10 protein-coding genes are annotated in these 14106 nt (G+C 50.5%); 5 read left to right on the top strand and 5 right to left on the bottom strand.

The annotated features are described in order from the left end of the window. Nucleotides 1-7: 7 nt before the first annotated feature. Nucleotides 8-2401: a GH36-type glycosyl hydrolase domain-containing protein gene (locus L6H70_RS11810; protein ID WP_236332982.1), complete on the top strand. Its 2394-nt coding sequence runs from the start codon at nucleotides 8-10 to the stop codon at nucleotides 2399-2401. 91 nt (nucleotides 2402-2492) lie between these two features. Here L6H70_RS11810 and L6H70_RS11805 read toward each other — a convergent pair whose 3' ends face one another. From L6H70_RS11805 to fabV, 3 genes are all read right to left on the bottom strand, one after another. Next, complete coding sequence (locus L6H70_RS11805; RefSeq protein ID WP_236332979.1) at nucleotides 2493-3353, bottom strand: AraC family transcriptional regulator; 861 nt, start codon at nucleotides 3351-3353, stop codon at nucleotides 2493-2495. A gap of 96 nt (nucleotides 3354-3449) precedes the next feature. Further along, nucleotides 3450-4586 carry a glycoside hydrolase family 88 protein gene (locus L6H70_RS11800; protein ID WP_236332977.1) on the bottom strand — a complete coding sequence of 379 codons (1137 nt, stop codon included), beginning with the start codon at nucleotides 4584-4586 and terminating at the stop codon, nucleotides 3450-3452. A gap of 211 nt (nucleotides 4587-4797) precedes the next feature. Next, on the bottom strand, nucleotides 4798-5988 hold the full coding sequence (fabV, locus tag L6H70_RS11795) for an enoyl-ACP reductase FabV (RefSeq protein ID WP_236332975.1): 1191 nt from the start codon (nucleotides 5986-5988) through the stop codon (nucleotides 4798-4800). Nucleotides 5989-6167: 179 nt separating this feature from the next. On the opposite strand from fabV, the gene L6H70_RS11790 reads away from it, so the two are divergent. The 3 genes from L6H70_RS11790 (at nucleotide 6168) to L6H70_RS11780 (ending at nucleotide 10524) form a co-directional block, all read left to right on the top strand. After that, the gene (locus tag L6H70_RS11790) at nucleotides 6168-7142 is read left to right on the top strand and encodes an ornithine cyclodeaminase family protein (RefSeq protein ID WP_236332973.1); all 975 of its coding nucleotides are present in this window, start codon (nucleotides 6168-6170) and stop codon (nucleotides 7140-7142) included. Nucleotides 7143-7222: 80 nt separating this feature from the next. Further along, entirely contained in the window at nucleotides 7223-8383 is a 1161-nt protein-coding gene (locus tag L6H70_RS11785) for a dipeptidase (protein WP_236332971.1), read from the top strand. Between the two features lie 14 nt (nucleotides 8384-8397). Next, nucleotides 8398-10524: a CocE/NonD family hydrolase gene (locus L6H70_RS11780; protein WP_236332968.1), complete on the top strand. Its 2127-nt coding sequence runs from the start codon at nucleotides 8398-8400 to the stop codon at nucleotides 10522-10524. A gap of 564 nt (nucleotides 10525-11088) precedes the next feature. Here the strand turns inward: L6H70_RS11780 and L6H70_RS11775 are convergent. Together L6H70_RS11775 and L6H70_RS11770 are read right to left on the bottom strand one after the other, a co-directional pair. Further along, nucleotides 11089-11298, bottom strand: a complete 210-nt coding sequence (locus tag L6H70_RS11775; RefSeq protein WP_236332966.1) for a hypothetical protein — start codon at nucleotides 11296-11298, stop codon at nucleotides 11089-11091. 37 nt (nucleotides 11299-11335) lie between these two features. Continuing rightward, on the bottom strand, nucleotides 11336-11581 hold the full coding sequence (locus L6H70_RS11770) for a hypothetical protein (protein WP_236332964.1): 246 nt from the start codon (nucleotides 11579-11581) through the stop codon (nucleotides 11336-11338). Nucleotides 11582-12798: 1217 nt separating this feature from the next. Between L6H70_RS11770 and L6H70_RS11765 the strand changes: the two genes are divergently transcribed. Continuing rightward, on the top strand, nucleotides 12799-14040 hold the full coding sequence (locus tag L6H70_RS11765; RefSeq protein ID WP_236332962.1) for a serpin family protein: 1242 nt from the start codon (nucleotides 12799-12801) through the stop codon (nucleotides 14038-14040). Nucleotides 14041-14106 lie beyond the last annotated feature (66 nt).

The raw sequence follows: 14106 nt of genomic DNA, 5'->3' as shown, positions 1-14106 counted from the left end.
AAGCCCAGTGAAAGGCGAACTGATCAAATATACCGATCCGAAAGATTACTATACCTTCAGGGACGAAGAGAAGGAGGTGGAATTTAAACGGCATGATATGCCGACACCGTGGATGAATTACCTGTCGAACGGTACCTTCCACACCATGATGTCGCATGCGGGCGGCGGTGTAGCTTTTTACAAGTCGCCCCAGATCTGGCGGATTACGCGCTACCGTTTCTTCCATCTGCCCATGGACCGCTCAGGCCCGTATATTTATGTGCAGAATGCGGATACAGGCCGTTACTGGTGCCCGACCAGCGAACCCGCTTTAGAGAAACCGGAAGTGTGGAAGAGTGCGCACGGCATGGGTTATACACGCTTCGAGGCAAGTCAGGGCGATATAGCGGCGCAAACGGTGTATTTTATCGGGCCCTATGAGAATTCGCTGATCTGGAATCTGACCCTGACCAATCAGGGCAGTGCACCGCAAGAACTGAAGGTCTACGCTTACGCCGAGTTTGGCATGATGGAATTTATGCGTGAGCTGCAGTGGCAGTGCTACAACAAACATCAGGTTTCGGTGCAATATCATGAAGCGGAGGGACTGGTGTACCGATACGGGGTCGAAAATCAGCCGAAGCCGGAGGAGACGCCGCTTGTTTATCTGGCATCGGATACGCCGCTAGCCGGCTATGACGGTGACCGCGAGGAATTTATCGGCAGCTACCGCAGTGAATCTAATCCGTCGGCGATTGAGAACGGCGGCTGCACCGGATCGACACTAATGGGCGGCGACCCGTGCGGTGCGCTGCAGTTCAACCTTACACTGCAGCCGGGCGAGAGCCGCACGATCAATGTATTTCTTGGCACTGCAGCGGACGAGGATGAGGTTGCGCGGGCAATAGCCCGCTCCAGGGAGCCGGGATTCGTAGAATCCTCTTACCTGGCGCTTAAAGAGAACTGGTCCAGCTACCTTGGCGCCTGGGAGAGCCGGCTGCCGGATAAAGATGCCGAGCGGATGATCAACATCTGGAATCCGTATCAGGCGCACCGCAACTTTCTGTTCTCACGCAACATTTCATTTTATGCCACCGGCACGTTCCGCGGGGTCGGCTACCGGGACACGGCACAGGATATTTTGGCGGTGGTGCCCTTTGACACGGAACTCGCCTTTGACAAGCTGAAGCTCCTGCTCGGACAGCAGTATAAGGACGGGCATGTGAACCATTACTTCTTTCCGAACGAAGGCTGGGAGCCGGTAACGAGCATCCATTCTGATGATCATTTGTGGACTGCACTGGCGGCATGGGATTTGCTGGCAGAAACCGGGGATGCTGCTTTTTTGAAGACCCTTGTACCTTACTATGACGGCGGCGAGGGGACGGTATATGAGCATTTGAAGGCTGCGGTTGATTTCACCGCGTCCCAGCTCGGCTCACGCGGCTTCCCGCTGATGCTGCGCTCGGACTGGAACGATCAGCTGTTCCGGGTATGCCGGGAAGGGCGGGGAGAAAGTATCTGGACGTCGATGCAGCTTGGAACGGTACTGCTGCGGATGGTTGATCTTGCCGCAGCTGGCGGCCATCCGGAGGATTCCGCCCGGTATGAAGCCATGTATGAGAGTCAGCGTAAGCTCGTCAACAGCATCGGCTGGGATGGACGCTGGTTCCGGCGGGCCATCATGGATGACGGACGGTTCCTCGGCAGTGACGAACATGACGAGGCCAAAATCTGGCTCAACGCCCAGACCTGGGCGACCATGTCAGGTATGGCGGACCCAGAGAAGGGGCTGCAGGCCATGGACAGCGTGCATGAAATGCTGGACACGGAGCTTGGCATCAAAAAAATTCACCCCTCCATCACCAGCTTTCCCGACCCTGCCGACCCTTTGACCAATTACAACAAGGGCACAGGGGAGAACGGGGCGGTATTCTGCCATGCCAACACCTGGGCCATTATCGCGGAATGCATGCTTGGCCGGGGAGATCTGGCCTACAAATATTACCGCCAGCTGCTGCCGAATGTGGCCATGGATAAGGCGGGCTTGTGGCGCTACAAAGCAGAGCCATACGTCTATGCCTCCAACCTGTTCGGGCCGGAGTCTGACAAATTCGGTCTCGCCAATGTCTCCTGGTTAACCGGTACGGCTGCCTGGATGTATGTTGCTGTTACCCAATATATCCTGGGTGTAAAGCCGGTGCTCGAAGGCCTGTCCATCGACCCCTGTATTCCCGCTGGATGGGAAGGTTTTACGGTGAAGCGGCGCTTCCGGGGCTGTGTGTATGATATCACCGTTACGAATGCCAGCAGGGTCTCCAAAGGTGTCCGGGAAATCACTGTCGACGGTGAACCGGTAGAGGGCAACATTCTGCCTGCTTATCCCGGACGCTCATCCGTCAAGGTTGAGGTCATTTTATAGTGCACAGCAAACCGCCCTATTGTAAAATGGCTGCTCATCACATCCATTTTATAATAGGGCGGTCTTTTGCGTTATTATCCTTAGTTTGACTTCAGCGGATGCTCTTCCTGTATTTCTCCGGTGAAATTCCTTTGTTTTTTTTGAACATCTGACTGAAATAGGACGGGGAAAAACTGCCCACCTCCCTCGCGATCTCCTGAACGGATTTAGCGGTATTGGCAAGCAGGATACAAGCTTCACTTACGCGCCGCTGCATCAAATATTCGGACAGCGTGATGCCGGCAAATTGCTTGAATACATGCGATATATGATAGGGTGACAGATGCATCCTATTAGCCAGTGCGTCGAGGCTGAAGGGCTCTTTGTAATGTTCATCCAGCCATTCGGTGATCTGCTCTACATGTGATCCTGCACGCGAATGCAGCGGGCTCACTCCGGTCATGACATCAGACATTTGTTTTTGAAGCTGCCGGATCAGCTGAAGCATCAGAATTCCGATCGTTTCTTCTTTGTCTGCGGCGGAGTTATTTATAGAATGATCTATTTCCTCCAGCAAATCCGGAATCAGCGTGTCCTGCATCTCATAGAAAACCGGCTTCTGGAGGCCGCCCTTCCACATCCTGCGGAAAAACTTCTCCAGATAAGGAAAAGCGGAAAGATAATGCTCCACAAAACTGGGGTCAAAGGTCAGATTGGTCCGGATATAAGAACAGCCTTGTGCCGGAGGGACCATCACACAGTGCAGCTGATAGGGCTGGAACCAGACCAGCGTATGATCCCGGATAGGGTAGGTCTGATTCTCTGCCATAATTTCGCCGCGGCCCTTGTAAATATACAGCAGCTCAATTCCCCTGTGCGCGTGAAACCAGTGGGCTTCCTCATCTTCATATTTATAATTGAATTGAAGTAAACCAGGTTCAAGCCTTTGGAATGAATGATCGTTCCTGTCCATAAAAAAGCTCCCTTATGATCCGTTATTATTTACAGTATAGATCATCCCTTTTCTATCGGCCATCGGGAGGACAAGGGAATGCCTGATGTACATCCGTTAGCGTTCACGTTCATACCAGTATCCCGGAACGCCTTGCTGCAGACGCAGCAGCGCTTCCAGAAAGAAATAGTCCCCCCAGATCATGAAATCATCAGGCGAAGAGTTCCCTCTGACAGAATAGGAGCCATGCCGCAGGAACCCTTCTTCCGCTGGACTGCCAGCAGTAAAGTAGCGGTCCAGTAAGGAACCCATAGTTTTCTCCACCGCTCCGGCAAGCCCTTCCCGGTCCGGATCACCATCCGGCAAGTGCTCCAGCAGCTCAAGGATGCCGCACACCAAGATGGCCGAAGCCGAACTGTCGCGGGGAGTGGAAGACTCCTGCGGAACATCGAAATCCCAATAGGCTATACCATCACCGGAAAGCTGCTCCAGAAAATAGCGGGCCAGTCTTTTGGAGGTTTCCAGAAAACGCGGTTCTTTGAGATAACGGTAAGCTAAGGCAAAGCCGTAAACACCCCAGGCCTGCCCCCGCGTCCAGGTGGAGCCGTCCTGAAAGCCTTGTCCGGTCCCTCCGCGAAGGGCATTTCCCGTCAGCTGGTCAAAATAAAAAGTATGGTAGGAGGAATCATCTCCCCTCACCAGGAACCGGCGGCTTTTCTCGGCCTGAATGCTGGCACAGTCTGCATACCTGCGGTCGCCGGTCTGTTCCGTTGCCCAATAGAGCAGCGGAAGATTCATCAGGCAGTCAATAATAATCCGGCCCCCGTCGTTCACATCGCCTTCCGGCCCCCAGGCCTGAAACAGCTGGGGAACAGAGCGCCAGCGCTTCATTAGCATATCGGCTGCCTGCAGCGCCAGCAGACGGGAATCTTCATCCGTATCAACAATCCAGCGGGCCTTGGCGGAGAGGGAGTACAGAAAGCCGATATCATGATGATCGAGTGACTGCTCCGCGTCCAGGCGTTTCCTGAAAGAATCAACCGTTCGGATCGCTGCGGCGTGGATCTCCGGGTCCCTGCTGTATTCATAGCTCAGCCACAAAATTCCGGACCAGAATCCTTCTGTCCAGCTGGTATGGTCAGTCAAATGATATTTGCCGTCCCCCAGGCTTACAATCGGAAAAGAGCCTCCAAAGCGTTTGATGTTGAGGCGGGTGGTTACGAGCGTGTGTTCAATTGCTGTTTTCCAGTTCATAATAACCTCCATAGTATCGCTTCATTGTTATTATGTTCATTATAATCCTGGCGTTGTATTGATTTGTTGTGCATATTGTTAGTTCAATTGCGGTTTATACCGGGGGCGTCTGAGCCCGGATTCATGCGAATCGGCAGCAAAGAAGCCGCCCCCTGACGGGAGCGGCTTCTTTGCTGTTCACGATGTATATTAAACCTGTAATAAACCCGTGCTAAACCAGATTCGGAATATCCACTGCTGGCTCACTGTCAGCTTCGTAATCTACACCTTCTGTGCGGAAGCCGAACAGGTTGAAGAAATCATCCTGATAGCCAGCAAGATCGGCCAGCTCAGGTACATTGGCGGTTTCAATATTGCTCCAGCGTTTCATCACCTCGGTCTGCACGTCCTCGCGCATTTCCCAGTCATCAATCCGGATCAGGTGGCTTCCGTCTGCTGCCGCCACTCCTCCGTTATACAGATGCTCTGAGAATAGACGGTACATTTGCTGGATGCAATTTTCGTGCAGTTCCTTCTCCTTCATGACCCGGTACAGGGCAGAGATATATAGCGGTACTACCGGAATCGCCGAGCTGGATTGGGTAACAAGTGCTTTATTCACGGATACAAAAGCCCGTCCGCCCGTGACATTCAGCTTCTCATTCAGCGCGATGGCTGTTTTCTCCAGATCATTTTTGGCTTGGCCGATTGTTCCGTCTTTATAAATAGGATGGGTTACTTCCGGTCCGATATAGGAATAAGCCACCGTAGTTGCTCCATCCGCAAGCGCTCCCGCTTCCTGAAGCTGGTCAATCCACATGCCCCAGTCTTCTCCGCCCATGACGGCAATGGTCTGACGGACCTCATCCTCTGTAGCCGGCTCAATCGTCACGGTGGACACTTCACCGGAGTGGAAGTTCATCGTTTTGTTCGTATATGCGCTGCCGACAGGCTTGATGACGGAGGAGAAGGTTTCGCCTGTAACTGGATGTGTACGGCGCGGAGAAGCTACGCTGTAAACTACCAGATCAACCGTGCCGAATTCTTTTTTGATCAGGTCAATCGTCTTGGTCTTGATGCTGTCAGAGAAGGCATCGCCGACGATGCTGAAGGATTTCAGCCCCTGCTCGGCAGCGGCTTGTTCCAGAGCGGCGGAATTATACCAGCCGGCGGAAGCCGTCCGTGCACCCTCAGCAGGCTTGTCGAAGAATACGCCAATGGTATTCGCACCGGCACCAAAAGCGGCTGTAATCCGCGAAGCGAGTCCGTACCCGGTAGAAGCGCCGACCACGAGAACATTAACAGGCCCGCTCAGCTTCTTGTGTGCTTTTACATAGTCAATCTGCTGCTGAACCTGCTTGGCGCAGCCTTCGGGATGGGCGGTGGTGCAGATAAAGCCGCGTGTTTTAGGCTGAATGATCATATAGGAAATCCCCTTTGTTTTAGTTTTTAACTTTTTAACCACTAATATAGAGTATAGCAAATGATAGCTTAGAAAGATAAGCTTTGCAGTTATTTTACTTCCGGTATTTCTCAAAAGGCGTAGATGACGCTATGATAAAAGAAGAGAATGCACAAAACAGAACCGGAGGGCTAAGCGGAATGCTGGTTATTAACAGAGATGAGGTAGCCGGATTGTTATCAATGAAGGCTTGTATCGGTGTAATGCAGGAGGTGCTGGCCGCACTCTCCGCAGGGGAAGCGGTGCAGAGTCTCCGGCAGGTGCTGCCGCTTGGCGAAGGTAATCTGCTTGGGCTTATGCCAGGGCAGCTGCGTCAGGAAGCGGCAGCCGGAGCCAAGATTATCAGTGTGTTTCCGCATAATCACGGTGCAGGCCTGCCTTCCCATCAGGGGGCGGTCGTTTTGTTTGACACGGCAACTGGTATGCTGAAAGCGGTAGTGGACGGGCGGGAGATTACGGCTATCCGTACAGCGGCTGTAAGTGCTGTTGCTACAAGGCTGCTGGCAAGGGAGGACGCTGGCGTGCTGGCGATTCTGGGAACGGGGGAACAGGCGGTAAGCCATCTGGAGGCCATGCTGCTGGTCCGTAACATCCGGGAGGTCCGGGTATGGGGCAGAACAGGGTCCAAAGCGCAGAAGTTTGCGGCAGATATGAGCGCCAAATGGAATGTGAAGATTACAGCGGCAGCCACTGTCCGAGAGGCGGTTCAGGACGCGGATATTATCTGTACGGTGACCGCTTCCACCGTGCCGGTGCTGTCCGGTGAATGGGTGAAAAAAGGCGCGCATATCAACGCGGTAGGCGCATGCAGGCCGAATGACCGTGAGCTGGATTCAGCGCTTGCGGCCATGTCCAGGCTTTATGTGGACCGGCTGGAGTCCGCTGTTCATGAAGCGGGAGATTATCTCATTCCGCTGGGTGAGGGGGTCATCCGGGAGGGGCATATCATCGGTGAGCTCGGTGAACTGCTCCATGGCCGGATTGAGGGCAGGGCACATCCGGCGGAGATCACGCTGTTCAAAGGTCTGGGGCTGGCCATTGAAGATTTGGCTGCAGCGGACTATATCTATAACCAGGCTGTCCGGTTACAAAAGGGTATTGAGATTGCCTGGTAATTCCGCAAGTTTATTATTCATCATGAAGAAACGCCGCTCTGTTCATGGGTCAGGGTTCGGGCGTACAGGAGGACTTAAACGTGAGCTTACAACCAGGAATGTATGATTTCAATTTATCAGAGGAACAGGAGCAGCGCGCGCGGCGCCTGCATGAGCAGAACATTAACATCGACCTGCTGTTCCAGGGGCCGCTGTCTCCCAGCGCGATTCCTGCTGTTGTCTCTGAGGCGATCAAAGAACTCAGTGAGCCTTACAAGGAAGAGCCCATGGTCTATAGCGCTATGCCGGCCAAGTGGGTAACCAAGCTGTCGGCCAGCGGGGAAATTCCCCAGTACAAAGAGGAATGGTACAAGTCAGGGATTACCGCCGGCAATCGTGAGCTGCATCTGAATGATATAGAGAGCATGATTACGAGCATGGGCGAAGTGCAGCTACAGTTTGATTCCGCAGGCTGGCTGGTAAAAGCACTGAACGCCGAGGATATCCGCAGGGCCAAGCGGGAAGGGCGTGTAGCTGGCATCGTGACGGCGCAGGAAACGGACGCGCTGGGCACCAATCTGGAGCTGCTGGAGGTACTGCATCACTTTGGACTGCGTATTTTGCAATTAACCTACAATAAGCAGAATCTGATCGGCTCCGGCTGTGCGGAGCAGGCGAATGGCGGGCTGTCGAATTTCGGTGTCCGGTTCGTAGAGCGCATGAACAAGCTGGGTATCATCGTCGATACCGGACACTGCGGTAAACAAACCACCCTTGATGCCTGTAAAGTTTCCCGCACACCCGTAATTGCCTCACACACTGGCGCTGAGGCGGTTTATCACCATATGCGCTGTAAAAGTGACGAAGAAATCATCGCTATTGCGGATACAGGCGGCGTGATCGGGATTTTTGCCATGCCATGGTTTGTGCATGAGGACCCTGACCATACGACCATTGACCATGTGCTGGATCATATGGAATACGTTATCCGGCTTGTTGGTGTAGACCATGTGGGAATTGGTACGGACTGGCCGATGAGCGATCTGGACTGGTCTCTGGTTTATTTCAAAGAGCATATTGCCCCGAAGCTGGGTTTTGCCAAAGGGGACGGACCTTCTACGGAAACGGTAGCCGGACTCGAGAAATACAGCTATTTTATCAATTTCACCCGGGGGTTGGTCGCACGCGGCTATACGGATGAAGAGATTGCGAAGATGATGGGCGGGAACTGGCTGCGCGTGTTCGAACAAATTTGCGGATAGGGGATTTTACACAGATGACTACATATTTACATACAACAAGCTTTAACTTCTACTGTTCGGGCATCTATAGCGGAAAAATTCATTTCACGGAACAAGGGATCATGCATGCCAAGGTGGATGTCCGCCGGCGCACGCAAATGCAGGATAACGTTCTTGATCCGGGAGCGAAATATGTGATTCCTTTTGCTAAAATAGCCCGGCAGCTTCGGTCTTACGAAACGGCAGAATGGTCAGGGGAAGAGGTAGTACTGGACACCGGCGAGGTGTATCAGAAGCATATCCGCTATGAAGCGGAAATCTCCGGGCAAATGCAGGCCTCACAGGTATGGGCTTTGCGGGGGGATACGGCGCTGGATGTGGTTACACTGGACGGGGAAGTGATTGCTTTTGTTACGCCTAACCGCTACGGCATTGAAATGATCGTCAAAGCAGGCTATGAGGGGCTGACTCCGCTTACCGTATATGATGAGCCGCTGCTGTCCAAGCCAGAGTATGGTGTCAACGATCTGGGGACGTTTCTGATTCCGATGCGGGACGGCATTAAGCTCGCTACCGATGTATTCCTGCCGGAGGGCATCAAGCCGGGGACCAGGCTGCCGGCGATTCTGGTGAGAACCTGTTATGACCGGAACGGGAAAAAAGAGATTTTCATGCGCTGGGCGAATAAAGGTTATGCCGTAGTATCCCAGGATGTGCGGGGCCGTGCGGATTCGGAAGGCGAACTGGTTCCTTTCTATAATGAGCGCGATGACGGCTATGACACGATTGACTGGATTATTGCGCAGGACTGGTCTGACGGCAAAGTCGGTATGTGGGGCGCGTCCTATCTGGGCTATGTCGTGGTAGCTGCGGCAACGAGCGGGCATCCGAACCTCAAAGCGGTTGTGGACGAAGTCAATGTGGGTTCACCGTTCATCGATACTGCGCGTAAGGGGGGAACGCTCTGCTCCTGGCCGCTGCTGTCCTGGACGTTGGCGCAATCGGTGGGCACACGGACGGATTTTGATATTTTTGGCGGAATAACGGTAAATCCGGAAGCGGCTGTAGACGCAAGGCCCATCAGAGATATTCCGCAGCAGATGATCGGCAGGACCTCAGGACCGTGGGAGTTGTGGAGCCAGCATCCGGAATACGATGACTTCTGGAAAAACTGCACGTTCACCGAACGCGGTGATCAGGTAAAGGTTCCAATGTACGTGATCTCCGGCTGGTACGACGGGGACAGTCCCGGTGTATCGGAGACGTGGCGGATGCTGACCGAGCATGATGTGCCAAACCGCAAAATCCGTCTTGGCGCCTGGGAGCATGGACCGAACCGGGCCCGGGATCTGATGGGGGCCAGTTTTGGCAATGACGCGGTTGTATACGACTATGATGTATCGGTGCTGCGCTGGTTTGACCGGTTCCTGAAGGAGATCCCGAATGGCATCGATGAGGAGCCCAGAGCTTCTTATTACGTGGTAGGAGAAAATAAATGGAGAACGTCGGAGGACTGGACGCCTGCTGAAGCGGTAGTTACCCCGTTCTACCTGGCAAGCCGCGGGCGGGCGAATTCGTCGCTCGGCGACGGCAGGCTGGTATCTCAGCCGGAAGAGAACTCCATTCCAGACACTTATATCTACAATCCGGCTGATCCTGTTGCGGACAGCGGGGAGCGGGAGCCGGAGAATATGCGCAAGCATGAGCTGCGCAGCGATATTGTCGTGTACACGAGCGAACCGTTAGCTGATAAGCTGACTATAGCCGGAGAGCTGTCTGCGGTTATCTATGCTGCAAGCACGGGAGCCGATACCGATTGGGTCGTTACACTCAGTGATGTGCATGAGAACGGTGATTCCATCCGGCTCTCCAACTACATTGTTAGAGCGAAGTACCGGCACGGGCTGGAGCAGCCGCAGCTTCTGGTTCCGGGACAGGTGGAGAAGTATGATATTTTCCTGCAAAATATCGCGCATACCTTTGCTGAGGGACACCGCATCCGCTTTACCATTACTTCGTCGAGTAAATTTGTCGCGTTCCCGAATACCAATACAGGAAATAATCCATATGAGGATACTGACGCCATAATCGTTAAGCAGACAATCTGCCACGATAGAAGCTATCCAAGCCATATCCTGCTGCCGGTTATTCCTAACGCTTAAAGCGTGATTTTGTTAATTTTTTACCATCCGCTTCGTCAGTGTTTTATATGTATCGTAAATGCGACCATTTAGTCTTTGACTGTATCAGGAAGGAAACAATCGCTGAATGGGTTACGACCAAAAGTGTACCCCCATTTCCGAGCGATTGACCATAATAATCGATGGGGGAGCCGCTACGCTCTCCCATGCCGTGGTCTCAGAGGCTAGCGCTTCCGCTATTTACGCAAGTCGGTTTTTTGCCTATTTGCTCAAAATCCGCATTTATCCATAATGAAAATATTAAATCCAAGCAAGAAAACGCTGATGTGGAGCGCGATTCTCTGGTTTCTTAGTGCAGTCTAACTTAAGACTATCCAGTAATCGGTTCTGTGCTAATGGAATAGAAAATATCCACGACACTGAGCGGTAGACGCATAATGCTCACTAGCGAATTCCATAGGAACTCGTTTTGAGGGTTCCAATATAAAAACCAACAGCTGTCTAAAATCAAAATAAAGTCCTAGACTACTGTTGGTTTATTGAGCTATCGTTTGCTATTAGATTAGTAATCATCCATCTACTTGTTTATTTCATTTTTCTTCTGTAGAAGATTCTTGACCAAAAGAAAACTACATTTCCTACCAGCAATATAGTAAACTCCCAGCCCGTTTTACCTTTTGAAAACAAGTTGATTAATGACCAAACCAACAACGCTAAAGTGAAAAATATGTAAGAGTTTTTAGCAGATTTATCATTTTGAAATTGATTCATTTCATCAGCTCTCTGCAGTTTCATATTGAGTCCTCCTCGTAGGCCGAAGCGTGATCAGATATTACTTTTTGTTGTTCGGGAAGCCATATGCAAGTAATAAAAATCCTAAAAAGAAGAAAAACCAAACAAAGAAATTCCCAAAAAAACCTGGGTAATTCGGTTCATTATTGACACTTGTACCATGTGAAGCAAATCCAGCATTTACTAATGAAACTGAAATTTTTTCGATTACTCTTTCAGATGTATAAATAACAGCACTAATAATTAAGAAAATTGTTCCTAATATCTTATAAATATTGTTTGTCACTTTTTACATCCTCTCTTAATTAACGTATTTATTTCCACTTTAACATGCCTTCTAGTAGCCTATTTCTCTTTTGGCAGAAGTAATTCTCTTATAAAGGCGCCAACGAGACCAGAAAGAAGAATAATCATTACAACGTTTAGTGATTTATCAAGCACAGAAGATGAAAAAATTACTCGAAAGCTCTTTGTTATGATGGTTATTACAAATACTAAAGACATAGTGATAAAGAATGTTCGGGCAGATATTTTCAACTTATCCATTCCTCTCGAGCAAAATTACCAAAAAAGTATAAATTTAGATTAACACAACATGGCTATATAATACTACGCAGTACGAAGATACCGGACAGTTGACGCAAATAGCGTAATAAAGCCTACTCTTTGTGTTTCTTTTTCTTCTCAATAAAAATCAAAGTGTAATAGGTAACCCAAAAAGCAAAGATAGCGTGAAAGGTAGATATCTTTTTTCGAAGGGTAATGTAGCGGCCAGGATGAAATCCAGAATCAGGAACAGTGTTAAGAGCGTACGATACTTCTTTTTATGCATATAAGCTCCTCATTACTAGCTGTGTATTCAATATATTCTCACCTCATACTAATTTATGGGAATTGATTGAATGAATACTGATTGTTGCACAGTACGAGATACTCATGCAGAACAAATACTATTCTTTATTCTTCCGTATCAGCTTCTCAATATATATCCAAACATAGTAAGTAATCCAAAATACCATCACGGTTGCAAATAATGCAAATGATCTTGTAGTGGATGGAAGAGTGAAGGCCAAGATGATCCCTAGAATGAGGAATGGCGGTAAAAGGGTGAAGTATTTCTTTTTATGCAAGTTAACTATCTCCTTTATTAATTTGGTATACATCCATGATCACAATTAATAAATTATGGACTGGCAAGCCCCGTTAAGGAGCGAATGAAATATGGAGAACGATATATCTGATTACAAAGAAAGCGACGATGAAAAGAACCGCTAACCCCAGGAGGATAAAAATAAATATCTTATCAGACCGTTTGAACATCCTGAATGTCACCTCAATTCTCTTTTGTTAAATAATACCATATATCTATGCCATATCCAGAAGCCGATTATTCCTAATGTGATGCTGCCACTCTTGAAACTTTTTCCATTTCCTCGCGTCAGAGATGGTACGTGGATGTTCGGTACATACATTCAGCCATTGATTGTGAAGGGGAGAAGGGCCATGAACAAGATACTGGCATTGCTTCTGTCGTTGCTGCTGCTGACCAGCTGTAGTTCCGCGGGTTCCCCGATGAGCTTCAGCGAAAGAGCAGATGCGGCAAAGAAGCTGGACTCCAGGCTCGCCCGGCAGAGCAATGAGCTTGGGCTTAAGCTGTTGAGCCAATTAAGAGGGCAGAGCGTTGGAGGCGGGAATCTGACGATTTCGCCTTACAGCATTTCCGCTGCGCTGGCGCTGGCCTACAACGGCAGTAAGGGGGAAACGGCAGAGGAGCTAGGCAAGCTGCTGGGCTATGATCCTGATGAACTGGATCAGCTTAATACTAGTGAAGGCGCTCTGCTGCCGCTGCTGAACGATGCCGGGCCCGGCATTCAGCTTGAGCTGGCTAACTCCATATGGGCTAATCAAGATATACCGCTGCGCAAAGGATATTTGACAAGTGAAAACTTCTATGATGCTCAGATCCGCAAAACAGATTTGACGGGAGAGAAATCGGTAAAAGCGATTAACGAGTGGGTCTCTGACCACACATCCGGGAAGATTGACAGGATGCTGGAGCAGCCACCCGGAGCGCAAAGTGTTGCCGTACTTGTGAACGCACTTTATTTCAAGGGTGGATGGAAGAAAGTGTTTCTGGAGGGAAATACGCATCCGGGTGAATTCTATCCCGCCTCTGGCCCGGCTGTTGAGGTTCCTTTGATGAAGCAGTTTGGACACTTCCTGTATGCAGAAGATAAGGACTGGCAGGCCGTGCGTCTTCCGTACGGAGAGGGCCAGATGCACATGATTGTAATCCTCCCCGCCAAGGATTCTTCACTGGATTCGGTTATTGATCATCTGGAAAAAGACGGTTTACCTTCTGATGATCTATTTTCGGGTAAAGAGGGATCGCTTTCTTTGCCCCGGTTCACAGCAAACTATGGTACAGACTTGAAGAAAGCTGTGCAGGCTCTGGGAGTGAAGCTCGCTTTTGACCCGAACAAAGGGGATTTCTCAGGGCTAGCGGATACGGGGACTCCCATCTTCATCAGCAGTATTATTCATAAAACATATATCGAAGTGAATGAGTCCGGGACGGAAGCCGCCGCTTCAACACTGGTTGGAATGGACGCGGGAGCTGCCCCTCCAGCTGAAGAGCCTTTTGAAATGACCGTGAACCGGCCGTTTATCTATATTATTCAAGACATACAAACCGGAGTCTGGCTGTTCATGGGCGCAATTGAGAACCCGCTGCTTGCGGAGTAGTAACGGGAACATAATATTTCCACCAAAGCGCATAATTGCATCCTTCACAGGTCACAATAGGAAAAA

Source organism: Paenibacillus auburnensis (genome assembly GCF_927798115.1).
Taxonomy (GTDB): Bacteria; Bacillota; Bacilli; order Paenibacillales; family Paenibacillaceae; genus Paenibacillus_AQ; species Paenibacillus_AQ auburnensis.
The sequence above is the reverse complement of the archived record's forward strand: the minus strand, read 5'-3'. Positions and strand labels throughout refer to the sequence as shown.